Source organism: Enterobacter sp. 241F3 (assembly GCF_034106785.1).
In the GTDB taxonomy this organism is placed as follows: domain Bacteria; phylum Pseudomonadota; class Gammaproteobacteria; order Enterobacterales; family Enterobacteriaceae; genus Enterobacter; species Enterobacter vonholyi.
The window spans coordinates 258,514-284,221 of the sequence record NZ_JAWNDD010000006.1 but is presented as its reverse complement, the minus strand read 5'-3'; the positions used below and the strand labels follow the sequence as shown (position 1 = coordinate 284,221).

Below are 25,708 nucleotides of genomic sequence, written 5' to 3'. Positions count from 1 at the left end.
TGTCTGATAAATTGTTAAAGAGCAGTGCAACGCGGCTTTCGCTCACCGTTGCGAGGTGGCGTATATTACGCTTTCCTCTTTCAGAGTCAACCCGTTATTTCAGGATTTTTTCTCTTCAACCGATCGGGCTGTTTGTGAAGTGATTCACATCCGCCGTGTCGATGGAGGCGCATTATAGGGAGTTCCCGAACGACCGCAACCGAAAAGTTGCAAAAAAATGACTGACTGCTGCATTCCCCAGCAAAACCCCGCCTTATACCCTTTTATGCACAAAGTTATCCACAGTGATGCGAAAAAGTGAAAATGTGCGAGCGTTGCGCAAACGTTTTCGTTAAAATGCTCGCGCTTAACAAGGATGCCTCGTCAGGTGTGTTAGATGAGTTTTTCGCAGGAAAATTCATCTAACGCTCTCTGTAATCGTGAAATCCAGGGGATTTACCATGCAACAACGTCGTCCAGTCCGCCGCGCTCTGCTCAGTGTTTCTGATAAAGCCGGTATCGTTGAATTCGCTCAGGCACTTTCTGCACGCGGTGTAGAACTGCTTTCTACAGGCGGTACCGCTCGTCTGTTAGCAGATAAAGGTCTGCCGGTAACCGAAGTGTCCGATTACACCGGTTTCCCGGAAATGATGGATGGACGCGTCAAAACCCTGCACCCGAAAGTGCACGGCGGTATTCTTGGCCGTCGCGGTCAGGACGACGCTATTATGGAACAGCATGATATCGCCCCAATCGACATGGTTGTCGTTAACCTCTACCCGTTTGCCCAGACCGTTGCCCGCGAAGGCTGTTCTCTGGAAGATGCCGTAGAGAATATTGATATCGGCGGCCCAACCATGGTGCGCTCAGCAGCCAAGAACCATAAAGATGTGGCTATCGTGGTGAAGAGCAGCGATTACGAGACCATTATTAATGAGATGGATGCCAACGAAGGGTCACTGACTCTGGATACCCGTTTCGACCTCGCCATTAAAGCTTTCGAGCACACCGCGGCGTATGACAGCATGATCGCCAACTACTTCGGTAGCCTGGTGCCGGCTTACCACGGTGAAAGCAAAGATCCTTCTGGCCGCTTCCCGCGTACCCTGAATCTGAACTTCATTAAGAAACAAGATATGCGTTACGGTGAGAACAGCCACCAGCAGGCTGCCTTCTATATAGAAGAAGAGGTAAAAGAAGCCTCTGTTGCGACCGCTCAGCAGGTTCAGGGCAAAGCGCTCTCCTATAACAACATTGCCGACACCGACGCGGCGCTGGAATGCGTGAAAGAGTTCAGCGAGCCGGCCTGCGTTATCGTCAAGCACGCCAACCCATGCGGCGTGGCGGTAAGCACCTCTATTCTGGATGCCTACGATCGCGCCTACAAAACCGACCCGACCTCTGCGTTCGGCGGCATTATCGCCTTCAACCGCGAGCTGGATGCTGAAACCGCACAGGCCATTATCTCCCGCCAGTTTGTCGAAGTGATTATCGCGCCATCGGCCTCCGAAGAAGCGCTGAAAATCACCGCGGCAAAACAGAACGTGCGCGTACTGATTTGCGGCCAGTGGGCAGAACGCGTGCCGGGCCTGGACTTCAAACGCGTAAACGGCGGCCTGCTGGTTCAGGACCGCGATCTGGGCATGGTGACAGAAGCCGACCTGCGCGTGGTGACCAAACGCCAGCCGACCGAACAGGAACTGCGTGACGCGCTGTTCTGCTGGAAGGTCGCGAAGTTCGTGAAATCCAACGCCATCGTCTACGCGAAAGAGAACATGACCATCGGGATAGGCGCAGGCCAGATGAGCCGCGTTTACTCTGCGAAAATCGCGGGTATTAAAGCAGGTGACGAAGGTCTGGAAGTCAAAGGCTCCGCCATGGCCTCTGACGCCTTCTTCCCGTTCCGTGACGGTATCGACGCCGCAGCCGCTGTGGGCATCACCTGCGTGATCCAGCCAGGCGGTTCAATCCGCGACGACGAAGTGATTGCCGCTGCCGACGAACACGGCATCGCGATGATCTTCACCGACATGCGCCACTTCCGCCATTAATTTCCGGAGCTGAAAATGAAAGTATTAGTGATTGGTAACGGCGGACGCGAGCACGCGCTGGCGTGGAAAGCGGCGCAGTCTCCGCTGGTGAAAACGGTCTTCGTGGCACCGGGCAACGCCGGTACCGCACTGGAACCCGCGCTGCAGAACGTGGCTATCGGCGTGACCGACATTCCGGCGCTGCTGAGTTTTGCCCAGAGCGAGAAAATCGACCTGACCATCGTCGGCCCGGAAGCGCCGCTGGTGATTGGCGTCGTTGACGCATTCCGTGCAGCGGGCCTGACAATCTTCGGCCCAACGGAAGGCGCCGCGCAGCTGGAAGGCTCCAAAGCCTTCACCAAAGATTTCCTCGCGCGTCATAACATCCCGACGGCGGAATATCAGAATTTCACTGAAGTGGAGCCTGCTCTGGCCTACTTACGTGAGAAGGGCGCGCCGATTGTTATCAAGGCCGACGGTCTGGCCGCCGGTAAAGGCGTGATCGTCGCGATGACGCTCGACGAAGCCGAAGCCGCAGTTCAGGATATGCTGGCGGGCAATGCTTTCGGTGATGCGGGCCACCGCATCGTGATCGAAGAGTTCCTCGACGGTGAAGAAGCAAGCTTCATCGTGATGGTCGACGGTGAGCACGTTCTGCCGATGGCCACCAGCCAGGACCACAAGCGTGTGGGCAATGGCGATACCGGCCCGAATACCGGTGGAATGGGCGCTTACTCCCCCGCTCCGGTAGTGACTGACGAAGTTCACCAGCGCACCATGGATCGCATCATCTGGCCTACCGTGAAGGGAATGGCGGCAGAAGGGAATACCTACACCGGTTTCCTTTACGCAGGTCTGATGATCGACAAGCAGGGTAACCCTAAGGTCATCGAATTCAACTGCCGCTTTGGCGATCCGGAAACGCAGCCAATCATGCTGCGCATGAAATCCGATCTGGTGGAGCTCTGTCTGGCAGCCTGCGATGGCAAGCTGGACGAGAAAACCTCCGAGTGGGACGAGCGTGCGTCTCTCGGCGTGGTGATTGCTGCGGGTGGTTATCCGGGGAACTACAGCACCGGTGATGAAATCCACGGCCTGCCGCTGGAAGAGATTGAAGGTGCGAAGGTGTTCCACGCGGGTACGAAGCTGGCTGGCGACGATCGCGTCCTCACCAACGGCGGCCGCGTGCTGTGTGCAACCGCGCTGGGCCATACCGTGGCAGAAGCGCAGAAGCGCGCCTATGCGCTGATGGCAGATATTCACTGGAACGGTAGCTTTAGCCGTCAGGATATCGGCTATCGCGCGATTGCACGCGAGCAGGGGGAGTAACGGAACCGTCTGTTCCCCCTCACCCTGACCCTCTCCCTCAAGGGAGAGGGGATTTACCTCAGAAACTCTTCTCTGTCGGCTGCCAGGTGCAGAAGTCTTCGTTCGCCACCAGCAGCAGCTGAGAGCCTTCCGGCGCCTCAAGCCACGCCACGCTCACTTCCATTGATGAATGACGCTGACGGCGTTGAATGTGTTCGGTTGCCCAGGATTCGAGCTCAGGCTTGACCGTCTGCCCTTCGCAGGTTGTCACCGACCCATCGGCATGCCAGCGCCCCTGGCGCAGCACAACGCGTCCCAGACGAAGCGCATCGCTGGTCTGGCGGATTTGTTCGGCACGATAACGGTAGAGGGCGATTTGATCGCTGGAAAGCTGCTGTTTTTGACCGCTGACTTCGCGCTGCATAAAGCTCAGCTCGCCATGGTCGTCAAAACGCACTTTCACATGTTCGGGGGTTTTGCTGTAGACGTTCAGTTCAATCAGCGACAGGTCATCTCCCTGCCAGCGATATTCCGCAGTCGACGTATTGCCGTTATGCCACGGGCTGAAGGCAGAAAGCAGATGAACTTCGCCGCCGGAATCTTTGCGCCAGACCCTAACCGCGCCCTGGTTGTCCGCGTAACCGCTGGCGGTAAACGGCGGCAGGGAGGTGTCGTGGCTACAGGCTGACAGCAGCAGCATGCCTGCCAGCGCGAGCGTTCCACGCCAGAAAGACAAAAGGGGCGTTACCGCCCCTTCGCTAAAACTGTTCACTGCCACGCGTCTTACTTAACAGCGTCTTTCAGTGCTTTACCAGAAACAAATGCCGGCACGTTAGCTGCGGCGATTTTGATTTCTTTACCGGTCTGCGGGTTGCGGCCAGTACGCTCAGCGCGGTGGTTCACTTTGAAGGTACCGAAACCAACCAGTTGTACAGCATCACCTTCTTTCAGAGACTCAGTAATAGCAGCCAGGGTAGATTCCAGAGCAGCTTTAGCCTGCACTTTAGACAGATCAGCCTTGTCCGCAATTACATCAATCAGTTGAGTCTTGTTCATAAGTTATCCTTTCAATGTGTTTATCGCTTGCTAAGCATCGAGTGCGACGAAAATGCCAAAAAAGCACTCTCCTGCATACACGCACCGATAGCCACTTTTTTTCGCCCCCCAAATGTAGACCAGACAAGGGGCGAAAGGGAAGAGTCGAGGAGCGACAAAACGGGCGTTATCTCAAGATTTATTGTCTCATTGGTTAAAAATTATACCAATATTGCTCTCGCCAGCCTCTCGTAAGTCCGCGCGCAGCCCTTTTATCAGCTCAATATCGCGTTCTTCACACTCTGCTAACAGGCGGAAAATTTCCCACTGAATGTCCCATTCTTGCTCAACCGCCGGGTTCGCACGCAGCTCTTCGTCGGTCATTTCCCGACCTTCCTGGGTCATTTCCAGCATCGCGACGGTCGTAATAGATGCCTTACTGACTTCAATAGCGTGCTCCAGCGTTTCACCGCTCAGACGGGAGTGAAGCAGTTCGCTTAACGCCACGCAGGCATCAATTGCCGGGTAGACGCCGTACAGGTCAAAATCATCCGCCACCGGGATCGCCTCTTCCAGCTTTTCGAGCTGAGAGTCGAAATTCACCTTCGCGTCTTTCACCGTCAGCGTTTCCCAGATCAGATCCAGAATGCGGCGGTAGATATGGCCATCACCAAAACCCGTCTGCTTGCAGAACGCGGCATAGTTGGGATACATACGCTCGCACAGGCAAGCCATAAAGGTGACGTGCTGCCAGCTTTCCAGCTTTTCAAGGCGCAGGTGAATTGGGTTTTGTAGCATGATGATCTCTCGAATCGAAAATTAGGCGCAGTTTACCTGAATCATCGCTGAATTTCCTGCCAACGAACAAAAGCCGGACGTGAAGACGCCACGGCGTCTGCCCAGCGCGTCGGCTCCGGCAAGCGGTAGCCTTTCATGCAGCGCTGCACCCACGCGAGGGCGCTGTCCATGCTCACACGGTGCCCGGTAGCGATAAAGAGCGGGTTACAGCGTGCCTTGCTGCGCCAGACCCACGCCAGCTGCTCGCCTTTATGGATGAGCGGCGCCAGCGCACCCGGCTCGGGTGAAAGTGGTTCAAACGCGCCGCACAGGCGTTTCTTGGCGACGCCAATGGTCGGCACATCCACCAGCAGCCCAAAATGACTGGCAACGCCTAAACGACGCGGATGTGAGATCCCGTGCCCATCGACAAACAGCAGGTCAGGTTTTTGCGAAAGCTGCTCCCACGCTGCCAGCAGCGCGGGATATTCGCGGAAGGAGAGAAAGCCCGGAATGTACGGCATGGTGGTCGCGATACGCGCGACCTTGTACTCCACCAGCTCAAGCGAAGGGTATTTCAGAACCACCATCGCCGCTCGCGTCACGTCCCCACCCTGCTCGAACCCGACGTCTGCTCCGCCAATGTACTGCGGAGGGTCCTTATCCAGACGATCCTCGCGGATCACCGATGAGGCCAGTTCGATTTGTTGAGCGCGTAGCGACGCGAGATCCATAACGACTCCTTACTTGTGATACTGGGCAGAAAGCCGATGCACCGCCTCCACAAATACGCCTGCGTGTTCTGGCGGCACATCCTGATGAATGCCGTGGCCGAGGTTAAAGACGTGGCCTTCCCCCTGGCCGAAACCAGACAGTATAGTCGACACTTCTTCTTCAATGCGGGCTGGCGGCGCATAAAGCATGGACGGGTCCATATTGCCCTGCAGCGCTACTTTGTCGCCCACGCGACGACGCGCATCGGCAATATCGGTGGTCCAGTCGAGACCCAGCGCGTCGCAGCCGGTTGCCGCCATCGCTTCCAGCCACTGGCCGCCACCTTTGGTGAACAGCGTCACCGGCACGCGGCGACCTTCGTTTTCACGCAGCAGGCCATCAACGATTTTATGCATGTAATACAGGGAGAACTGCTGATAATCGCGCCCGGTCAGCACGCCGCCCCAGGTATCGAAAATCATCACCGACTGCGCGCCCGCCTTAATCTGCGCGTTCAGATAGAGCGTAACGCTCTTCGCCAGCTTGTCGAGCAGCGCATGCAGGGCCAGCGGCTCGGCGTACATCATCTTTTTAATCATGGTGAAGGCTTTGCTGCTGCCCCCTTCCACCATATAGGTCGCCAGCGTCCACGGGCTGCCTGAGAAGCCAATCAGCGGCACTTCACCTTTCAGCTCGCGGCGAATGGTGCGCACGGCGTTCATCACGTAGCCCAGTTCGCCTTCCGGATCGGGGATCGGCAGCTTGTCCACGTCGGCTTTGCTTTTGATCGGAGAGGTGAAACGCGGACCTTCACCGGTTTCGAAGTACAGGCCAAGGCCCATCGCATCCGGAATGGTCAGAATATCCGAGAAGAGGATCGCCGCATCCAGCGGGAAGCGGCGCAGCGGCTGGAGCGTCACTTCACAGGCCAGCTCGGCGTTTTTGCAAAGCGACATAAAATCGCCCGCCTGCGCGCGCGTGGCTTTGTACTCTGGCAGATAGCGTCCCGCCTGGCGCATCATCCACACCGGGGTGACATCAACGGGCTGGCGCAGCAGCGCACGCAGATAACGATCGTTCTTCAGTTCGGTCATTTTTGCAGTTCCTTAAGCGTCATGGCCTCAGTGTAACACTACTCATACTCGGCCCGACACATCGCCACGGTATCTTCTATCAGCCGACGCGCCACGGTACCCGCTGGGGGGAGCAGCGGTAGATCGTCATAGCGATACCAGTTCGCATCCAGCAGCTCTTTCCGATCGATAACGATCTCGCCGCTGTCATATTCGGCCATAAAGGCCGTCATCAGCGACTGCGGGAACGGCCACGGCTGGGAGGTGACGTAGCGCAGGTTCTTCACTTTGATGCCGCTCTCCTCCATCACCTCGCGCGCCACCGCCTGCTCCAGCGTTTCGCCCACCTCGACAAAGCCGGCCAGCACGGTATGGACGCCGTTGCGATGACGGGTATGCTGCGCCAGCAGAATGGAATCATCCCGGCGAATAGCGACGATGATGCACGGCGCAATCTGCGGATAGTAGCGCTCTCGGCAGTGGCTGCAGAGCATCGCCCACTCGGTTTTGCTCGGGTGCATGGTATGACCGCAGTAGCCGCAGTATTTGTGCGAGCGATAAAACTCCGCCAGCTGCACGCCGCGCCCCGCCAGCTGGAACAGGCCCACGTCCAGATCCAACACCTGGCGAACGGATCCCATATCCTGACGACGCGCTTGCTGGATCAACCACACGGGCTCACCCTGCCACTCGCCGATCTCTAGCGCAGGCTGGCCCACGAGATCGAACGTTTCCGCCGCACCGTAGGGCAGTTCTCCACCGGGCAACCATAATTTTTGTTCGTGGCTGACGATCCACCAACCCAGATCTGATTTTTCAATAATACGATCCATATCTATTGCACTACCTTCGCTTCACTGACATGTTGTTAGCATTGTGGTTACATTCTGGATGAGCAGATTCAATCCTACACTTTGCGGAGTCTACCATGTTAAACCAGCTAGAAAGCCTGACTGAGCGCGTTAGAGGAAGTAACAAACTGGTGGATCGCTGGCTGCATGTGCGCAAGCATCTACTCGTGGCTTATTACAATCTGGTCGGCATTAAGCCTGGCAAAGAATCGTTTATGCGGCTGAACGAAAAAGCGCTGGATGATTTTTGTCAGGGCCTGGTCGACTATCTGTCCGACGGCCATTTCAATATTTATGAACGCATTATCCGCGAAATGGAAGGGACAACGCCGTATTTAGCGGCCAGCAAGCTCTATCCGCTGCTGGAAGCCAATACCCAGCAGATCATGGATTACTATGATTCCACGCTCGAGAATGCCATCGATCACGATAACTATCTTGAGTTCCAGAAAGCGCTATCCGACCTCGGCGAAGCGCTGGAGGAGCGATTCACGCTGGAAGATAAGCTGATCTCTCTCGCCCTGGACAATGATTTGAACATCAGTAACGAAGAGAACGTCGCGCGCCCTGCTTGAGTTCTTAATCGTTAACGAGTAATTTACAACCATTCGCCCCTCTCACGAGGGGGATTTTTCTTGTCGGAGTGCCCAGAGCGAAAGCCGGGCTGAGACCGTTAATTCGGGATCCGCGGAACCTGATCAGGCTAATACCTGCGAAGGGAACAAGAGTCACACTGCTGTTGTATCGCCCCCCGGGCGATCCTCTCTTGCTTCATCCGTCGTCTGACAAGCCATGTCCTTCACTTTTGGAATGAGCTATGTCTACTGTAAAACTGACCCGCCGCGAACAGCGCGCACAGGCCCAACACTTCATCGATACCCTGGAAGGCACTGCTTTCCCGAACTCGAAACGCATCTACATTTCCGGCTCGCAGGACGATATTCGCGTTCCGATGCGCGAAATCCACCTCAGCCCGACGCTTATCGGCGGCAGCAAAGAGAATCCGCAGTATGAAGACAACGAAGCCGTGCCGGTGTATGACACCTCCGGCCCATACGGCGATCCTGATGTTGCCATCAACGTCCAGCAGGGGCTGGCAAAGCTGCGCCAGCCGTGGATTGACGCGCGTAACGACTGCGAAGAGCTGAGCGTGCTCAGCTCTGCGTACACCAAAGAGCGCCTGGCCGACGACGGTCTGGACGAGTTGCGCTTTACCGGCCTGCTGACGCCAAAACGTGCTAAAGCAGGTAAATGCGTGACCCAGCTGCACTACGCCCGCCAGGGTATCGTCACGCCGGAGATGGAGTTCATCGCCATCCGTGAAAACATGGGTCGCGAGCGTATCCGCAGCGAAGTGCTGCGCTATCAGCATCCTGGTGAAGGCTTTGGCGCGCGCCTGCCGGAGAACATCACGCCGGAATTTGTACGTGACGAAGTGGCCGCCGGCCGCGCAATTATCCCCGCCAACATTAACCACCCGGAATCCGAGCCGATGATTATCGGCCGCAACTTCCTGGTGAAGGTCAACGCTAACATCGGTAACTCGGCCGTCACCTCCTCCATCGAAGAAGAGGTGGAAAAGCTGGTCTGGTCCACGCGCTGGGGTGCGGACACGGTAATGGATCTCTCCACCGGCCGCTATATCCATGAAACCCGCGAATGGATCCTGCGTAACAGCCCGGTGCCGATTGGCACCGTCCCGATTTATCAGGCGCTGGAGAAGGTCAACGGCATTGCCGAAGACCTCACCTGGGAAGCGTTCCGCGACACCCTGCTGGAGCAGGCCGAGCAGGGCGTGGACTACTTCACCATTCACGCGGGCGTGCTGCTGCGCTACGTGCCGATGACCGCGAAGCGTCTGACCGGCATCGTCTCGCGCGGCGGCTCCATCATGGCGAAGTGGTGCCTCTCCCATCACCGGGAAAACTTCCTCTACGAACACTTCCGCGAGATCTGCGAAATCTGCGCCGCCTATGACGTCTCCCTGTCGCTGGGCGACGGCCTGCGTCCGGGCTCCATCCGCGACGCGAATGACGAAGCGCAGTTTGCCGAGCTTCATACGCTGGGCGAACTGACCAAAATCGCCTGGGAGTATGACGTGCAGGTGATGATTGAAGGCCCGGGACACGTGCCGATGCAGATGATCCGCCGCAACATGACCGAGGAGCTGGAGCACTGCCACGAAGCGCCGTTCTACACCCTGGGACCGTTGACCACCGATATTGCGCCAGGCTATGACCACTTCACGTCAGGCATTGGCGCGGCGATGATCGGCTGGTTCGGCTGCGCCATGCTCTGCTACGTGACGCCGAAAGAGCACCTCGGCCTGCCAAACAAAGAGGACGTGAAGCAGGGGCTGATTACCTACAAAATTGCCGCCCACGCGGCGGATCTGGCCAAAGGCCACCCGGGGGCGCAAATCCGCGATAACGCCATGTCGAAGGCGCGCTTTGAATTCCGCTGGGAAGATCAGTTCAACCTGGCGCTGGACCCGTTCACCGCCCGCGCCTACCACGACGAAACCCTGCCGCAGGAATCGGGCAAAGTCGCGCATTTCTGCTCCATGTGCGGACCAAAATTCTGCTCGATGAAAATCAGCCAGGAGGTGCGCGACTACGCCGCCACGCAAACCATCGAAGTCGGTATGGCGGACATGTCTGAAACCTTCCGCGCCAGAGGCGGCGAAATCTACCTCAAAAAAGAGGAGGCGTAATGTACCAGCCCGATTTCCCTCCCGTCCCCTACCGTTTAGGGCTCTATCCGGTGGTGGACAGCGTGGCGTGGATAGAGCGCCTGCTGGAGACAGGCGTTCGAACGATCCAGCTGCGCATCAAGGATAAACGCGATGACGAGGTGGAAGCCGATGTGGTTGCCGCCATTGCGCTTGGGCGCCGGTATAACGCCCGTCTGTTTATCAACGACTACTGGCGGCTGGCCGTTAAGCACAGGGCGTACGGCGTGCATCTGGGTCAGGAGGACCTGGAAACAACGGATCTCAGCGCAATCCGTGCAGCCGGGCTGCGTCTGGGCGTGTCAACGCACGATGACATGGAGATTGACGTGGCCCTGGCGGCCCGTCCCTCTTACATCGCGCTCGGTCACGTTTTCCCGACGCAAACCAAGCAGATGCCCTCCGCTCCGCAGGGTCTGACGCAGCTGGCAAGTCACGTTAAACGCCTTGCTGACTACCCCACCGTCGCCATCGGCGGAATCAGCCTTGAACGTGCCCCAGCGGTGCTGGAGACCGGCGTCGGCAGCATCGCCGTCGTCAGTGCCATCACCCAGGCCGCAGACTGGCGGTCCGCCACCGAACAGTTGTTACAGCTGGCAGGAGCAGGCGATGAACGATCGTGACTTTATGCGCTACAGCCGTCAGATCCTGCTTGAGGATATCGCCATTGACGGGCAGCAAAAACTGCTCGCCAGCCGGGTGCTGATTGTTGGACTCGGGGGATTAGGCGCACCCGCCGCGCTCTATCTGGCAGGCGCGGGTATCGGCACGCTGGTGCTGGCCGACGACGACGAGGTTCACCTCAGCAATCTGCAGCGGCAAATCCTCTTTACTACTGACGATATCAGCCAGCCGAAAGCGCAAATCACCCGGCAGCGCCTGGCGCAGCTCAACCCGGATATCGAGCTGATTGCCTTACAGGAGCGGCTTAGCGGTGAAAGCCTGCGCCGTGAAGTCGCCCTTGCCGACGTGGTACTGGACTGCACGGACAACATGGCGACGCGCCAGGCGATTAACGCCGCCTGCGTGGCAAATCATACGCCGCTCATTACCGCCAGCGCGGTGGGGTTCGGCGGGCAAATGATGGTCCTGACCCCGCCTTGGACGCAGGGCTGCTATCGCTGCCTGTGGCCAGACGATACCGAGCCGACGCGCAACTGCCGTACGGCGGGCATTCTTGGCCCGGTGGTCGGGGTGATGGGCACCATGCAGGCGCTGGAGGCCATCAAGCTGCTCAGCGGCATGGAGACGGAACGCAATACGCTGCGGCTGTTTGATGCCCGCTCCAGCAGCTGGCGCCAGCTGGCGTTACGCCGCGCCAGCCGCTGCCCGGTATGTGGAGACCGCGATGCGCATTCTGTTTAACGATGAGCCGATGAGATGCGACGACGGGCTTACCGTTGCCGCACTGCTCGACAAGCTGCGTCAGCTCAAGCCGGGAACGGCGCTGGCGCTCAATCAACAGATCCTGCCGCGCGAGCAGTGGGAACATCAGCAGGTCAATGAAGGCGACCAGATCCTGCTGTTTCAGGTTATCGCAGGGGGCTGAGATGTTACGTATTGCCGATAAGGTTTTTGATTCGCATCTGTTTACCGGAACCGGAAAATTCGCCTCGCCGCAGCTGATGGTGGATGCCATTCGCGAAAGCGGCAGCCAGCTGGTGACGCTGGCGCTCAAGCGCGTGGATCTGCGCCACCACAGCGATGCCATTCTGGCTCCGTTGCTGGAAGCAGGCGTCACGCTGTTGCCCAACACCTCCGGCGCCAAAACGGCCGAAGAGGCGATTTTTGCCGCGCAGCTGGCCCGCGAGGCGCTCGGCACCCGCTGGCTAAAGCTGGAAATCCATCCGGATGCCCGCTGGCTGCTGCCCGACCCGATTGAAACGCTGAAAGCGGCTGAAAAGCTGGTGCAGCAAGGGTTTACCGTTCTGCCTTACTGCGGCGCTGACCCTGTTCTGTGCAAACGTCTCGAAGAGGTCGGATGCGCTGCCGTCATGCCGCTGGGGGCCCCCATTGGCTCCAACCAGGGGCTGGAAACCCGCGCGATGCTGGAGATCATCATCGAGCAGGCCACCGTGCCGGTGGTCGTTGATGCGGGCATTGGCGTGCCCAGCCATGCCGCGCAAGCGCTGGAGATGGGCGCCGACGCGGTGCTGGTCAACACGGCCATCGCGGTTGCCGACGACCCGGCCATGATGGCGCGTGCATTCCGCATGGCCGTAGAGGCTGGCCTGCTGGCAAGGGGAGCCGGCCCCGGTTCGCGCAGTTTCCAGGCGCAGGCCACCAGCCCGCTGACCGGTTTTCTGGAGGCGATCTCATGAGCACGTTTACCGAGCGCTGGCGGCAGCTTAACTGGGACGACATTGCCCTGCGCATCAACAGCAAAACGGCGGCTGACGTGGAGCGCGCGCTGCATGCCCGCCATCTGACCCGCGAGGATCTGATGGCCCTGCTCTCCCCCGCGGCGAGCGCGTACCTCGAACCGATGGCCCAGCGAGCACAGCGGCTCACCCGCCAGCGTTTTGGCAACACGGTGAGCTTCTACGTGCCGCTCTATCTCTCCAACCTGTGCGCCAATGACTGCACCTACTGCGGTTTTTCCATGAGCAACCGCATCAAGCGTAAAACGCTCGATGAAGATGAGATTTCCCGGGAGTGTGCGGCCATTCGTGAAATGGGCTTTGAACATCTTCTGCTGGTTACGGGCGAACATCAGGGAAAAGTGGGAATGGACTATTTCCGTCAGCACCTTCCCGCCATTCGTCGTCAGTTTGCGTCGTTGCAGATGGAAGTGCAGCCCCTGTCGCAGGAGGAGTACGCAGAGCTCAAAAACCTCGGGCTGGACGGGGTCATGGTCTACCAGGAAACCTATCATGAGGCGACGTACGCCCGGCACCACCTGAAGGGTAAGAAACAGGATTTCTTTTTCCGGCTGGAAACGCCGGACAGGCTCGGCCGCGCGGGTATCGACAAAATCGGTCTGGGTGCGCTGATCGGGCTCTCCGACAGCTGGCGGGTGGATTGTTATATGGTGGCGGAACATTTGCTGTGGCTCCAGCAGCACTACTGGCAGAGCCGTTATTCCATCTCCTTCCCGCGCCTGCGCCCCTGTGCGGGAGGGATCGAACCGGCTTCGCTAATGGATGAACGCCAGCTGGTGCAGACGATCTGCGCGTTTCGCCTGCTCGCCCCGGAAGTTGAATTATCGCTCTCAACGCGTGAGTCCCCGGCGTTTCGCGATCGCGTTATCCCGCTTGCGATTAACAACGTCAGCGCGTTTTCCAAAACGCAGCCTGGCGGCTACGCCGACGATCGTCCGGAGCTGGAGCAGTTTGTGCCGCATGACGGGCGACGTCCGGAAGCGGTCGCCGCAGCCCTGACGGCGCAGGGCCTTCAGCCTGTCTGGAAAGACTGGGACAGCTGGCTGGGAAGGGCCTCGCAATGACGTTGAAACGCACAGCAACATCATAGAAATTTGTCGAGACGCTACGAAAAGGCAAAACCGGATGATTGTCATCGATCGTCCGGTTTTTTATTGTCGCAAGGTCAGCAACGGATGCTGACCGGGGCGAAAAGCTTCTTCCTCGTTTCGCCCTGCTTCTGATTCATTTCACAAACTGCCCCCGGCAAATGAATAAGTATTTTCTTAATGATTCTTAAGATAAATCATCTCGTCAGAAATCGTGCGCCGTATAATTCACCGCTAACCGCAGGACAGCGACTATGCTGAGAGGATATCGGCAGACGAAAAATATTCACCATCAGGAACGATGTACAGCTCATGGCACTTCACAGCAAAAAGCTCTCTTTTACACGGCCAATCATGCTCAGCTTTGCGGGGATCCTCTGCAGTTTTGCGGTGATCGCGATCGCGGTAACGCTTTCGCAACGAAAGGATTTTCTTGAGGATTATCATAAGATCAATAGCAACTTCACGCATAACCTGGCGGTGAACTACACCGAATCTATCCTGCGTGAAAACGACTATATCCTGGGCCGTTCCGCGATGTACTTTGCCCGCGACGACAGGCTAAACGAGACGCTCAACGTCAACCCGACGCAAGGGCTGCAGATGATGATGCATTTGCAGAACCTGATGCCGACCGTCTCCTCCATCTCGCTGGCGGACACGCAGGGGCATTATCTTCGCGCACCAGAGGTGCTCCCCACGGAGACGAGTAAAACCTTCGATCCCCGGACACGCCCGTGGTTCGTCGCTCAGGCGGAAGCCAGTATCTTCAGTCACTATACCCGTCCCTACATGGACTACTTCACTGGCCATCCGACGGTAACACTCTATAAGCCTTTGATTTCGCCTGAAGGGAGACTGAAGGGAACGCTCGCTTTCCATCTCGATTTGACGTCTATGGGCTTCACCCTGCGCCAGATGGTGGCGCCCGTTCAGGGGGAATTCTTCGTCGTCGAACGCGATGGTGCCGTGGTGCTGCATCCGGATACCGGCGCGCTGTTCAAACAGTACGTGAGCGAAGCGCTGATGGACAAAATGACCAGCGGCGAAGGTCATCTTTACGACAAGAAAAGCAACGCCTGGTATTACTACTACTCGTTTACCAACCCGGACTGGTTTGTCATCTACCGGGTCTCTGGCGAGACGCTCACCGATATTACCCGTCACGAAACAACTATCGTTGGTTGGGGGTTTGCGCTGGCCGCCATCATCATCATCCTCTTCGGCTTATACCTCCGCCACGCCTCGCGTTCAGTGCTGATGCACATTATCAATGCCATCAAAACTGGCGATGTTAGCGAGGCGCCGCGCCTGGAAGCGATGCTGAGCCACACGATTCAATCCAATAAAGAGCGTGAAATGGCGTATGTTCGCCAGGCCACTCACGATGCGCTGACGGGCTGTAAAAACCGCCGCGCGTTCGACAGCGATGTCGCGGAGCTGCTGAATGCCCAACAGCCTTTCGCGATGGCGCTGGTAGACATTGATAACTTCAAGTCAATTAACGACACGCTGGGCCACCTGACCGGTGATATTGTTCTGCGTAACGTGGCTCGCGAAGGGATTCAGATCATGCAGCCACATCACGTCTCAATTTACCGTTATGGTGGAGAAGAGTTCGCGGTAATCTTCCAGGCTGAGCAGATGTCTTCCGCGCTCTCATTGCTGGAAGCGTGGCGTACCGCCGTTGAAAAGCGCGTCTGGCGGGAAGAAAACCTGCGGGTTACGTTCAGCGGCGGTCTTGGAGAGTGGCATTTTGAACCGCTGGAGCAATTTGTCGGGAGCGTTGATAATGCCCTCTACAGCGCCAAACAGCAGGGCAAAAACCGCATTAACCGAACGTCCATCAGCTAATCCTGCCTCTTTCACCCTGCCCGTTTCCACGGGCCGGGTGCCCGACAATGCAAAATTGTAACCGGTTTCAGAAAATCACCGGTTTCTTTGTGATGCCTGACACACAATCGCGGTAAAGCGGTTGTTGAAGCGGTCTGCACGGGATAATTATCAATAAACACATGTAGATCGAGGCTGATTATGAAGAACATCGTTTTATGCTGTGCAGCGGGAATGTCAACCAGCATGCTGGTTCAACGTATGAAAGACGCCGCGCAGAAAAAAGGAGTTGAAGTCACCATTAAAGCCGTTCCGGTTGCGGAGTTTAAAGACAACATCGCGACGGCCGACATCGTATTGCTGGGGCCACAGGTTAAATACGAGCAGGCTAAACTCCAGGCGCAGGCCGACCCGCTGGGTAAAAAGGTCGCGGTGATCGACATGATGGATTACGGCATGATGAAAGGTGATGCCGTACTGGAAAAAGCGCTCAAACTTCTGGAGTCATAATGGAAGACTTAGAAACCACGATTATGGAACTGCTGGTCAACGCGGGCGCGGCGCGCAGTGCAGCCCTGACGGCGTTGCAGATGGCGCGTAAAGGTGATTTTGACGAAGCTGAAAAAGCGATGGAAGAGTCGCGTGAATATGTGAAGCATGCGCACACTATACAGACGCAGCTTATCGGTCTTGATGAGGGGACCGGGAAGCTTCCGGTTAACCTGATCACCGTCCACTCGCAGGATCACCTGATGAACGCCATGGTCATTCAGGATCTGGCGGGCGATATGATTGAGCTTTATCGTCGGATCCCGTTGGTGAATTGAATACATGCAGATGTAAAAAAACCCGCCGAGGCGGGTTTTTTATTTACGGCATCAACGATTACTCGTTGTCGGAACCGCCCAGACCTGCATTCAGCAGTTCTGCCAGGCTCGCGGATGCATCTTCAGCAGTCACCTGCGGTGCAGCTGGCAGTTCGCCTGCAGCACGACGACGCATACGATCCTGATGGTACGCATAACCGGTACCAGCCGGGATCAGACGACCCACGATGACGTTCTCTTTCAGACCGCGCAGTTCATCACGTTTACCTGCAACAGCGGCTTCGGTCAGGACACGAGTCGTTTCCTGGAACGATGCTGCAGAGATGAAGGACTCGGTTGCCAGAGACGCTTTGGTGATACCCAGCAGATCGCGCGAGAAGGTCGCACCGATTTTGCCGTTCGCTTCCAGTTCGCGGTTAGCGATCTTGACGCGTGAGTATTCAACCTGCTCGCCTTCCAGGAACTCGGAGCTGCCTGCGTTTTCGATGGTTGCTTTACGCAGCATCTGACGAACGATAACTTCGATGTGCTTATCGTTAATCTTAACGCCCTGCAGACGGTAAACGTCCTGTACTTCGTTGGTGATGTAACGCGTTACTGCGTGTACGCCACGAAGACGCAGAATGTCGTGCGGAGCTTCTGGACCATCGGAAACCACGTCACCACGTTCTACACGTTCACCTTCGAACACGTTGAGCTGACGCCACTTAGGAATCATCTCTTCGTACGGTTCGCTGCCATCTACTGGAGTGATAACCAGACGGCGCTTCCCTTTGGTCTCTTTACCGAAGGAGATGATACCGCTGATTTCAGCCAGGATTGCAGGCTCTTTCGGACGACGTGCTTCGAACAGGTCCGCAACGCGTGGCAGACCACCGGTGATATCCTTGGTACCGCTGGATTCCTGTGGAATACGCGCCAGAGCATCACCCGCACCGATCTGAATGCCATCTTCCAGCTGAACGATCGCTTTACCCGGCAGGAAGTACTGCGCAGGCATGTCGGTACCCGGGATCAGAACGTCGTTACCCTGAGCATCAACGATTTTCAGTGCAGGACGCAGATCTTTACCACCGGTAGTACGTTCAGCAGAATCCAGAACCACCAGAGAAGACAGACCGGTCAGCTCGTCCGTCTGACGAGTAATGGTCTGGCCGTCGATCATGTCAGTGAAGCGGATGAAACCACTTACTTCGGTGATAACCGGCATGGTGTGTGGATCCCAGTTTGCAACGGTTTCACCGCCGGCAACCTGCTCGCCATCACCTTTCGCCATAACCGCACCGTAAGGCACTTTATAGCTCTCTTTGGTACGACCGAATTCGTCGATCAGCTTCAGCTCGGTGTTACGAGAGGTCACAACCAGCTTGCCAGCGGAGTTAACAACAGACTTCGCGTTGCTGAGCTTGATGCTACCTTTGTTTTTCACCTGGATGCTGGATTCAGCAGCCGCACGAGATGCCGCACCACCGATGTGGAACGTACGCATCGTCAGCTGTGTACCCGGCTCACCGATGGACTGTGCCGCGATAACGCCGATTGCTTCACCTTTGTTGATGATGTGGCCACGCGCCAGGTCACGACCATAGCAGTGCGCACATACACCAAAGTCGGTGTCACAGGATACAACGGAACGTACTTTCACTGAGTCAACAGAGTTCGCTTCCAGCAGGTCACACCAGTGCTCGTGCAGCAGCGTGTTGCGTGGAACCAGAATGTCTGCAGTACCCGGCTTCAGAATGTCTTCCGCGGTTACACGACCCAGAACGCGATCGCGCAGTGGCTCTTTAACATCACCGCCCTCGATAACCGGGGTCATGGTGATACCTTCGAGGGTGCCACAATCGTCTTCGGTCACAACCAGATCCTGCGCAACGTCAACCAGACGACGCGTCAGATAACCGGAGTTCGCAGTTTTCAGTGCGGTATCCGCCAGACCCTTACGAGCACCGTGCGTGGAGATGAAGTACTGGAGTACGTTCAGACCTTCACGGAAGTTCGCGGTGATTGGCGTTTCGATGATGGAGCCATCTGGCTTCGCCATCAGACCACGCATACCTGCCAGCTGACGAATCTGTGCTGCGGAACCACGCGCACCGGAGTCGGCCATCATGTAGATGCTGTTGAAGGAAACCTGCTGCTCTTCTACGCCGTCACGGTTAATCACGGTTTCGGTCTGCAGGTTATCCATCATCGCTTTGGATACACGATCGTTCGCCGCTGCCCAGATATCGATAACTTTGTTATAGCGTTCGCCCGCGGTAACCAGACCAGACTGGAACTGCTCCTGGATCTCAGCAACTTCGGCTTCCGCTTCAGAGATGATCTCATGTTTCTTCTCTGGGATGACCATGTCATCGATACCAACAGATGCACCTGAACGCGCTGCGTAAGCAAAGCCGGTATACATTGTCTGGTCAGCGAAGATAACGGTCGGCTTCAGACCCAGAATGCGGTAACAGGTGTTCAGCATTTTGGAGATCGCTTTCTTGCCCAGCGCCTGGTTGACGATGGAGAAAGGCAGACCTTTCGGTACGATCATCCACAGAATGGCACGGCCAACGGTCGTGTCTTTCAGGCTGGTTTTCGCAACGAATTCGCCGTTTTCATCTTTTTCGTATTCGGTGATACGCACTTTAACGCGCGCATGCAGAGAGGCCAGGCCAGCGCGATAAATACGCTCAGCTTCTTTCGGGCCAGTCAGCACCATGCCTTCGCCTTTGGCGTTAACACAGTCACGGGTCATGTAGTACAGACCCAGTACAACGTCCTGAGAAGGAACGATAATTGGTTCACCGTTCGCTGGGGACAGGATGTTGTTGGTAGACATCATCAGCGCACGCGCTTCGAGCTGGGCTTCCAGCGTCAGCGGTACGTGAACAGCCATCTGGTCACCATCGAAGTCGGCGTTATAGGCCGCACAAACCAGCGGGTGCAGCTGGATAGCTTTACCTTCGATCAGGACTGGCTCAAATGCCTGGATACCCAAACGGTGCAGAGTTGGTGCACGGTTCAGCAGTACCGGGTGTTCGCGGATCACTTCGTCCAGGATATCCCAAACGACAGCTTCTTCACGCTCAACCATTTTCTTAGCGGCTTTGATGGTGGTGGCGAGGCCACGCAGTTCCAGCTTGCCGTAGATGAACGGTTTGAACAGCTCCAGTGCCATTTTCTTCGGCAGACCGCACTGATGCAGACGCAGGTATGGACCTACGGTGATTACAGAACGACCGGAGTAGTCAACACGCTTACCGAGCAGGTTCTGACGGAAACGACCCTGTTTACCTTTGATCATGTCGGCCAAAGATTTCAGAGGACGTTTGTTAGAACCGGTGATCGCACGACCGCGACGACCGTTATCCAGCAGGGCATCTACCGCTTCCTGCAGCATACGTTTTTCGTTGCGTACGATAATGTCCGGCGCAGCCAGATCCAGCAGACGTTTCAGACGGTTGTTACGGTTGATAACGCGACGATACAGATCGTTCAGATCGGACGTTGCGAAACGACCACCATCCAGCGGAACCAGTGGACGCAGATCTGGCGGCAGAACCGGCAGAACGGTCAGGATCATCCACTCTGGTTTGTTACCAGACTGAACGAACGCTTCCAGCAGTTTGATACGCTTGGTCAGCTTTTTACGTTTGGTTTCGGAGTTGGTTTCGTTCAGCTCTTCACGCAGCTGCTCGCACTCTTGCTCCAGATCCATGCTCTTCAGCAGGGCCTGAATAGCTTCCGCACCCATCTTCGCGTCGAATTCGTCACCGAACTCTTCCAGCGCGTCCAGATACTGCTCTTCAGTCAGGATCTGATGACGTTCCAGGTTCGTCATCCCGCCTTCGATAACCACATAAGATTCGAAGTACAGAACACGTTCGATATCGCGCAGCGGCATATCCAGCAGCAGACCGATACGGGACGGCAGAGATTTCAGGAACCAGATGTGAGCGGTCGGAGACGCCAGCTCGATGTGGCCCATGCGCTCACGACGCACTTTGGTCTGGGTCACTTCAACGCCGCACTTCTCACAGATCACACCACGGTGTTTCAGGCGCTTGTACTTACCGCACAGGCACTCGTAATCTTTTACTGGCCCGAAAATACGCGCACAGAAAAGGCCGTCACGTTCAGGTTTGAACGTACGGTAGTTGATGGTTTCCGGCTTTTTAACTTCACCGAAAGACCATGAACGGATCATGTCTGGCGAAGCCAGAGCAATTTTGATCGCATCAAACTCTTCGGTTTTAGTCTGCGCTTTCAGAAACTTTAATAAATCTTTCACGGATTTGCTCCCGTCGGAGTTAGCACAATCTGGTGCCGGGGGTTAACCCGGCACCAGTGACCTGTTTGAGCGAGAATTACTCGTCTTCCAGTTCGATGTTGATACCCAGCGAACGAATCTCTTTCAACAGTACGTTGAAGGATTCTGGCATGCCCGGCTCCATCTGATGGTTGCCGTCCACGATGTTTTTATACATCTTGGTACGACCGTTCACGTCATCAGACTTAACGGTGAGCATTTCCTGCAGGGTGTATGCCGCGCCGTATGCTTCCAGCGCCCACACTTCCATCTCCCCGAAGCGCTGACCACCGAACTGTGCCTTACCACCCAGCGGCTGCTGAGTAACCAGGCTGTAAGAACCGGTAGAACGAGCGTGCATCTTGTCGTCGACCAGGTGGTTCAGTTTCAGCATGTACATGTAACCTACGGTTACCGGACGTTCGAACTGTTCACCAGTACGGCCGTCAAACAGCGTAATCTGACCAGAAGTTGGCAGACCACCCAGTTGCAGCAGCTCTTTAATTTCAGCTTCTTTTGCACCGTCGAATACCGGCGTTGCAATTGGCATACCTTTGCGCAGGTTCTCTGCCAGACGCAGCACTTCTTCATCGCTGAAGGTGTTCAGGTCGACTTTCTGACGCACGTCGGTACCCAGATCGTAGGCACGCTGGATGAATTCGCGCAGTTTCGCGACTTCCTGCTGCTGTTTCAGCATGGCGTTAATCTTATCGCCGATGCCTTTTGCAGCCATACCCAGGTGAGTTTCCAGGATCTGACCAATGTTCATACGAGACGGTACGCCCAGCGGGTTCAGTACGATATCTACCGGCGTACCGTTAGCATCGTGCGGCATATCTTCGATCGGGTTGATCTTAGAGATAACACCCTTGTTACCGTGACGACCTGCCATCTTATCACCAGGCTGGATCTGACGTTTAACAGCCAGATACACCTTAACAATCTTCAGCACGCCTGGTGCCAGATCGTCGCCCTGAGTGATTTTGCGGCGTTTCGCTTCGAGTTTTTTCTCGAACTCGTGTTTCAGTTCGTCATACTGCTCAGCCAGCTGTTCCAGCTGATTTTGTTTCTCTTCGTCGGTCAGGCCCAGTTCCAGCCAGCGATCGCGTGGCAGTTTGTCGAGCTTCTCAGCTTCAACGCCACCGGCAACCAGCACCGCATAGATACGGCTGAACAGACCCGCTTCGAGGATCTGCAGTTCTTCAGACAGGTCTTTCTTAGCCTGTTTGAGCTGCATCTCTTCGATTTCCAGCGCACGCTTATCTTTCTCAACGCCGTCACGGGTGAAGACCTGAACGTCGATAACCGTACCGGAAACACCGTTTGGTACGCGCAGAGAAGAGTCTTTAACGTCAGACGCTTTCTCACCGAAGATTGCACGCAGCAGTTTCTCTTCTGGCGTCAGCTGGGTTTCACCTTTAGGCGTAACCTTACCAACCAGAATGTCGCCGCCGGTCACTTCAGCACCGATGTAAACGATACCGGATTCATCCAGTTTGGAGAGCGCAGCTTCACCCACGTTAGGGATGTCAGCGGTGATCTCTTCTGGCCCCAGCTTGGTGTCACGGGACACACATGCCAGCTCCTGAATATGGATGGTGGTGAAACGATCTTCCTGAACCACACGCTCGGAGACGAGGATGGAGTCTTCGAAGTTGTAACCGTTCCACGGCATGAACGCTACGCGCATGTTCTGACCGAGCGCCAGTTCACCGAGGTCGGTGGACGGACCGTCTGCCAGCACGTCGCCGCGCTCAACTGGCTCACCCAGAGACACGCAAGGCATCTGGTTGATACAGGTGTTCTGGTTAGAACGGGTGTATTTGGTCAGGTTATAAATGTCGATACCTGCTTCGCCCGGATACATCTCGTCTTCGTTAACTTTGATAACGATACGGGATGCATCGACGTACTGAACAGTACCGCCACGTTTAGCAACTGCAGTAACACCGGAGTCAACGGCAACAGCACGCTCCATACCGGTACCAACCAGCGGCTTATCAGCGCGCAGAGTTGGAACGGCCTGACGTTGCATGTTCGCACCCATCAATGCACGGTTGGCGTCATCGTGTTCCAGGAACGGGATCAGGGACGCACCGACGGATACCACCTGCTGGGTGGATACGTCCATGTAGTCAACCTGGTCGCGGCTGAACAAGCTGGATTCCCCTTTGCTACGGCAGGTAACCAGATCTTCTACAAAGTGGCCTTCGTCATCCAGGTTGGAGTTCGCCTGAGCGATAACGTAGTTACCTTCTTCAATAGCAGACAGGTAATGAATTTCATCGGTTACAACACCGTCGGTCACTTTACGGTACGGGGTCTCAAGGAAACCGTATTCGTTAGTCTGTGCGTACACGGACAGGGAGTTGATCAGACCGATGTTTGGACCTTCAGGCGTTTCGATTGGACATACGCGACCGTAGTGCGTCGGGTGTACGTCTCGAACTTCAAAGCCTGCACGTTCACGGGTCAGACCGCCTGGGCCGAGTGCAGAGATACGACGTTTGTGCGTAATCTCAGACAGCGGGTTGTTCTGGTCCATGAACTGAGACAGCTGGCTTGAACCGAAGAACTCTTTCACTGCTGCAGAAATCGGCTTGGCGTTGATCATATCCTGAGGCATCAGGGTATCCAGATCGCCCAGAGACAGACGCTCTTTCACCGCACGCTCTACGCGTACCAGGCCAACGCGGAACTGGTTTTCCGCCATTTCGCCTACGGAACGGATACGACGGTTGCCGAGGTGGTCGATATCGTCCACTTCGCCTTTACCGTTACGGATATCGATGAGCTTCTTCATCACTTCGATGATGTCGTCTTTGCTCAGGATACCGGAACCTTCGATTTCGTCGCGCAGCAGAGAACGGTTGAACTTCATACGACCAACCGCAGACAGATCGTAGCGGTCTTCGGAGAAGAACAGGTTCTCGAACAGGCTTTCCGCCGCTTCGCGAGTTGGTGGCTCACCAGGACGCATCATGCGGTAGATTTCTACCAGCGCGCTCAGACGATCGGTGGTTGGGTCGACGCGAATAGTCTCAGAGATATACGCACCGTGGTCCAGATCGTTGGTGAACAGCGTTTCGATACGTTTGTGGCCAGACTGGCTCAGCTTAGCCAGCAGATCCAGGCTCAGCTCCATGTTCGCCGGGCAGATCAGCTCGCCAGTTGATTCATCAACGTAGTCTTTCGCGGCTACTTTTCCTGCAATGTATTCAACCGGAACTTCGATGTGTTTGATATCATCTTTTTCCAGCTGGCGGATGTGGCGCGCGGTGATACGGCGACCTTTTTCCACATACACTTTGCCGTCGGCTTCGATGTCGAACGACGCGGTCTCACCACGCAGACGTTCCGGCACCAGCTCCATCTGCAGCTTGTTGTCGCGGATTTCAAAGATCACTTTCTCAAAGAACAGGTCCAGGATCTGCTCAGTGGTATAGTTCAGTGCACGCAGAATGATGGTTGCAGGCAGCTTACGACGACGGTCGATACGGACAAACAGGTTGTCTTTCGGATCGAACTCAAAGTCCAGCCATGAACCACGGTAAGGAATGATGCGTGCGTTATACAGTACTTTACCGGAAGAGTGTGTTTTACCTTTATCGCTGTCGAAGAAGACGCCCGGGCTACGATGCAGCTGGGAAACGATAACACGCTCAGTACCGTTGATTACGAAAGTACCGTTGTCTGTCATGAGTGGAATTTCACCCATGTAGACTTCTTGTTCTTTAATGTCTTTTACGGTGCCTTCCGGAGCTTCGCGCTCGTAGATCACCAGACGCAGTTTTACGCGCAGCGGTGCGGAATAGGTCACGCCACGGATCTGACATTCCTGAACGTCAAACACCGGTTCGCCAAGGCGGTAGCTGACGTACTGCAGCTCGGAGTTACCGCTATAGCTCTGAATCGGGAACACGGAGCGGAAGGCTGCTTCCAGACCGTACTGCCCTTCAGGATCTTGCTCGATAAACTTCTGGAACGAGTCAAGCTGGATAGAAAGGAGATATGGAATGTCCAGAACTTGTGGACGTTTACCAAAATCCTTACGAATACGTTTTTTCTCGGTATAGGAGTAAACCATAGGGTTCCTCAGCTCGCTGACAAGTCGACCCATCTGTCCGACGAAGGGACAGTTTGTGCAACACCATTTTGTGGACCGGAAAATTGAATACTTTCCGCAATACCTGTTGCTATCACGCTTAAATCATTTCGTCGCGATTTACACAGAGCGAGCACCCTGTCGCAATATATTAAGTCGTCGATAGAAACATGCATTGTCAGGACAATCAGCAGTCAAACAGTGTGAAATGCTACTGATGCCTTACAGCGCAAAAAGGCTGGTGACTAAAAAGTCACCAGCCATCAGCCTAATTACTCAGGCTGCAACCAGAAAAGTTGGCTTATTTAACTTCAACTTCAGCGCCAGCTTCTTCCAGAGATTTTTTCAGTGCTTCTGCGTCGTCTTTGCTCACGCCTTCTTTCAGCGCAGCTGGAGCAGATTCTACCAGGTCTTTAGCTTCTTTCAGACCCAGGCCAGTTGCGCCACGTACTGCTTTGATAACAGCAACTTTGTTAGCGCCAGCAGCTTTCAGAATTACGTCGAATTCAGTTTTTTCTTCAGCAGCTTCAGCCGGGCCCGCAGCTACAGCTACAGCAGCAGCAGCAGAAACACCGAATTTTTCTTCCATTGCAGAAACCAGCTCTACAACGTCCATTACGGACATAGCTGCTACTGCTTCAATGATTTGATCTTTAGTGATAGACATTTAAATTGT

General features: G+C 55.7%; 21 protein-coding genes and 1 riboswitch. Of the genes, 12 read left to right on the top strand and 9 right to left on the bottom strand.

Going from position 1 to position 25,708, the window contains the following annotated elements; genetic code table 11:
- The first annotated feature begins 440 nt into the window (after window positions 1-440).
- Both purH and purD read left to right on the top strand, forming a co-directional pair.
- Window positions 441-2,030, top strand: coding sequence for a bifunctional phosphoribosylaminoimidazolecarboxamide formyltransferase/IMP cyclohydrolase (purH, locus tag UR504_RS17105; protein WP_111966118.1), 1,590 nt, complete (start codon window positions 441-443; stop codon window positions 2,028-2,030).
- A 15-nt stretch (window positions 2,031-2,045) separates the two neighbouring features.
- Window positions 2,046-3,338, top strand: coding sequence for a phosphoribosylamine--glycine ligase (purD, locus tag UR504_RS17100; RefSeq protein ID WP_302238345.1), 1,293 nt, complete (start codon window positions 2,046-2,048; stop codon window positions 3,336-3,338).
- Between the two features lie 58 nt (window positions 3,339-3,396).
- Here the strand turns inward: purD and UR504_RS17095 are convergent, their stop codons facing one another.
- The 6 genes from UR504_RS17095 to nudC form a co-directional block, all read right to left on the bottom strand.
- Window positions 3,397-4,089, bottom strand: coding sequence for a DUF1481 domain-containing protein (locus UR504_RS17095; protein ID WP_115877041.1), 693 nt, complete (start codon window positions 4,087-4,089; stop codon window positions 3,397-3,399).
- Window positions 4,090-4,100: 11 nt separating this feature from the next.
- Window positions 4,101-4,373, bottom strand: a complete 273-nt coding sequence (gene hupA / locus UR504_RS17090; RefSeq protein WP_002445246.1) for a nucleoid-associated protein HU-alpha — start codon at window positions 4,371-4,373, stop codon at window positions 4,101-4,103.
- Window positions 4,374-4,559: 186 nt separating this feature from the next.
- Window positions 4,560-5,150 (bottom strand): YjaG family protein, encoded by a 591-nt coding sequence (locus UR504_RS17085; protein ID WP_008503468.1) that lies wholly within the window; start codon window positions 5,148-5,150, stop codon window positions 4,560-4,562.
- A 41-nt stretch (window positions 5,151-5,191) separates the two neighbouring features.
- Window positions 5,192-5,863 (bottom strand): deoxyribonuclease V, encoded by a 672-nt coding sequence (gene nfi / locus UR504_RS17080; RefSeq protein ID WP_302238350.1) that lies wholly within the window; start codon window positions 5,861-5,863, stop codon window positions 5,192-5,194.
- 9 nt (window positions 5,864-5,872) lie between these two features.
- Window positions 5,873-6,937, bottom strand: coding sequence for a uroporphyrinogen decarboxylase (gene hemE / locus UR504_RS17075; RefSeq protein ID WP_029742041.1), 1,065 nt, complete (start codon window positions 6,935-6,937; stop codon window positions 5,873-5,875).
- Between the two features lie 38 nt (window positions 6,938-6,975).
- Entirely contained in the window at window positions 6,976-7,749 is a 774-nt protein-coding gene (gene nudC, locus UR504_RS17070) for an NAD(+) diphosphatase (protein WP_302238353.1), read from the bottom strand.
- A 95-nt stretch (window positions 7,750-7,844) separates the two neighbouring features.
- On the opposite strand from nudC, the gene rsd reads away from it, so the two are divergent.
- The 10 genes from rsd (at window position 7,845) to UR504_RS17020 (ending at window position 16,627) form a co-directional block, all read left to right on the top strand.
- Window positions 7,845-8,342 carry a sigma D regulator gene (gene rsd, locus UR504_RS17065; protein WP_111966112.1) on the top strand — a complete coding sequence of 166 codons (498 nt, stop codon included), beginning with the start codon at window positions 7,845-7,847 and terminating at the stop codon, window positions 8,340-8,342.
- Between the two features lie 54 nt (window positions 8,343-8,396).
- Window positions 8,397-8,505, top strand: a riboswitch (TPP riboswitch).
- A 79-nt stretch (window positions 8,506-8,584) separates the two neighbouring features.
- Complete coding sequence (gene thiC, locus UR504_RS17060) at window positions 8,585-10,480, top strand: phosphomethylpyrimidine synthase ThiC (protein ID WP_302238358.1); 1,896 nt, start codon at window positions 8,585-8,587, stop codon at window positions 10,478-10,480.
- The gene (gene thiE / locus UR504_RS17055; RefSeq protein ID WP_302238361.1) at window positions 10,480-11,121 is read left to right on the top strand and encodes a thiamine phosphate synthase; all 642 of its coding nucleotides are present in this window, start codon (window positions 10,480-10,482) and stop codon (window positions 11,119-11,121) included. Before thiC ends, thiE begins: the two co-directional genes overlap by 1 nt.
- Window positions 11,108-11,863 (top strand): HesA/MoeB/ThiF family protein, encoded by a 756-nt coding sequence (locus UR504_RS17050; protein ID WP_271369726.1) that lies wholly within the window; start codon window positions 11,108-11,110, stop codon window positions 11,861-11,863. Before thiE ends, UR504_RS17050 begins: the two co-directional genes overlap by 14 nt.
- A complete protein-coding gene (thiS, locus tag UR504_RS17045; RefSeq protein WP_032644502.1) occupies window positions 11,847-12,047 on the top strand; it encodes a sulfur carrier protein ThiS in 201 nt (66 codons plus the stop codon). Before UR504_RS17050 ends, thiS begins: the two co-directional genes overlap by 17 nt.
- A gap of 1 nt (window position 12,048) precedes the next feature.
- Window positions 12,049-12,819 carry a thiazole synthase gene (gene thiG / locus UR504_RS17040; protein ID WP_302238367.1) on the top strand — a complete coding sequence of 257 codons (771 nt, stop codon included), beginning with the start codon at window positions 12,049-12,051 and terminating at the stop codon, window positions 12,817-12,819.
- Window positions 12,816-13,943, top strand: coding sequence for a 2-iminoacetate synthase ThiH (gene thiH / locus UR504_RS17035; protein ID WP_111966107.1), 1,128 nt, complete (start codon window positions 12,816-12,818; stop codon window positions 13,941-13,943). The genes thiG and thiH overlap by 4 nt, the downstream gene beginning before the upstream one ends.
- 336 nt (window positions 13,944-14,279) lie before the next feature.
- Entirely contained in the window at window positions 14,280-15,821 is a 1,542-nt protein-coding gene (locus UR504_RS17030; protein WP_115877033.1) for a sensor domain-containing diguanylate cyclase, read from the top strand.
- Window positions 15,822-16,001: 180 nt separating this feature from the next.
- Window positions 16,002-16,310, top strand: coding sequence for a PTS sugar transporter subunit IIB (locus UR504_RS17025; RefSeq protein ID WP_010425948.1), 309 nt, complete (start codon window positions 16,002-16,004; stop codon window positions 16,308-16,310).
- Window positions 16,310-16,627, top strand: a complete 318-nt coding sequence (locus UR504_RS17020) for a PTS lactose/cellobiose transporter subunit IIA (RefSeq protein ID WP_003862327.1) — start codon at window positions 16,310-16,312, stop codon at window positions 16,625-16,627. The genes UR504_RS17025 and UR504_RS17020 overlap by 1 nt, the downstream gene beginning before the upstream one ends.
- 58 nt (window positions 16,628-16,685) lie before the next feature.
- On the opposite strand, the gene rpoC is transcribed toward UR504_RS17020, so the two are convergent.
- The 3 genes from rpoC to rplL all read right to left on the bottom strand — a co-directional run bounded on the left by rpoC (window position 16,686) and on the right by rplL (window position 25,699).
- Window positions 16,686-20,909 carry a DNA-directed RNA polymerase subunit beta' gene (gene rpoC / locus UR504_RS17015; RefSeq protein ID WP_023309968.1) on the bottom strand — a complete coding sequence of 1,408 codons (4,224 nt, stop codon included), beginning with the start codon at window positions 20,907-20,909 and terminating at the stop codon, window positions 16,686-16,688.
- 76 nt (window positions 20,910-20,985) lie between these two features.
- Window positions 20,986-25,014, bottom strand: coding sequence for a DNA-directed RNA polymerase subunit beta (gene rpoB / locus UR504_RS17010; protein WP_032644498.1), 4,029 nt, complete (start codon window positions 25,012-25,014; stop codon window positions 20,986-20,988).
- A gap of 319 nt (window positions 25,015-25,333) precedes the next feature.
- Window positions 25,334-25,699 (bottom strand): 50S ribosomal protein L7/L12, encoded by a 366-nt coding sequence (rplL, locus tag UR504_RS17005; RefSeq protein WP_002445276.1) that lies wholly within the window; start codon window positions 25,697-25,699, stop codon window positions 25,334-25,336.
- Between the last annotated feature and the right edge of the window lie 9 nt (window positions 25,700-25,708).

Bases quoted from the DNA above. Each gene is read 5' to 3' on its own strand.
- purH (WP_111966118.1), top strand. From the start codon at position 441: ATGCAACAACGTCGTCCAGTCCGCCGCGCTCTGCTCAGTGTTTCTGAT.
- UR504_RS17025 (WP_010425948.1), top strand. From the start codon at position 16,002: ATGAAGAACATCGTTTTATGCTGTGCAGCGGGAATGTCAACCAGCATG.
- thiH (WP_111966107.1), top strand. From the start codon at position 12,816: ATGAGCACGTTTACCGAGCGCTGGCGGCAGCTTAACTGGGACGACATT.
- UR504_RS17085 (WP_008503468.1), bottom strand. From the start codon at position 5,150: ATGCTACAAAACCCAATTCACCTGCGCCTTGAAAAGCTGGAAAGCTGG.
- UR504_RS17050 (WP_271369726.1), top strand. From the start codon at position 11,108: ATGAACGATCGTGACTTTATGCGCTACAGCCGTCAGATCCTGCTTGAG.
- nudC (WP_302238353.1), bottom strand. From the start codon at position 7,749: ATGGATCGTATTATTGAAAAATCAGATCTGGGTTGGTGGATCGTCAGC.
- thiC (WP_302238358.1), top strand. From the start codon at position 8,585: ATGTCTACTGTAAAACTGACCCGCCGCGAACAGCGCGCACAGGCCCAA.
- rplL (WP_002445276.1), bottom strand. From the start codon at position 25,699: ATGTCTATCACTAAAGATCAAATCATTGAAGCAGTAGCAGCTATGTCC.
- rsd (WP_111966112.1), top strand. From the start codon at position 7,845: ATGTTAAACCAGCTAGAAAGCCTGACTGAGCGCGTTAGAGGAAGTAAC.
- nfi (WP_302238350.1), bottom strand. From the start codon at position 5,863: ATGGATCTCGCGTCGCTACGCGCTCAACAAATCGAACTGGCCTCATCG.
- hupA (WP_002445246.1), bottom strand. From the start codon at position 4,373: ATGAACAAGACTCAACTGATTGATGTAATTGCGGACAAGGCTGATCTG.
- purD (WP_302238345.1), top strand. From the start codon at position 2,046: ATGAAAGTATTAGTGATTGGTAACGGCGGACGCGAGCACGCGCTGGCG.
- UR504_RS17020 (WP_003862327.1), top strand. From the start codon at position 16,310: ATGGAAGACTTAGAAACCACGATTATGGAACTGCTGGTCAACGCGGGC.
- thiS (WP_032644502.1), top strand. From the start codon at position 11,847: ATGCGCATTCTGTTTAACGATGAGCCGATGAGATGCGACGACGGGCTT.
- UR504_RS17030 (WP_115877033.1), top strand. From the start codon at position 14,280: ATGGCACTTCACAGCAAAAAGCTCTCTTTTACACGGCCAATCATGCTC.
- thiE (WP_302238361.1), top strand. From the start codon at position 10,480: ATGTACCAGCCCGATTTCCCTCCCGTCCCCTACCGTTTAGGGCTCTAT.
- rpoB (WP_032644498.1), bottom strand. From the start codon at position 25,014: ATGGTTTACTCCTATACCGAGAAAAAACGTATTCGTAAGGATTTTGGT.
- hemE (WP_029742041.1), bottom strand. From the start codon at position 6,937: ATGACCGAACTGAAGAACGATCGTTATCTGCGTGCGCTGCTGCGCCAG.
- thiG (WP_302238367.1), top strand. From the start codon at position 12,049: ATGTTACGTATTGCCGATAAGGTTTTTGATTCGCATCTGTTTACCGGA.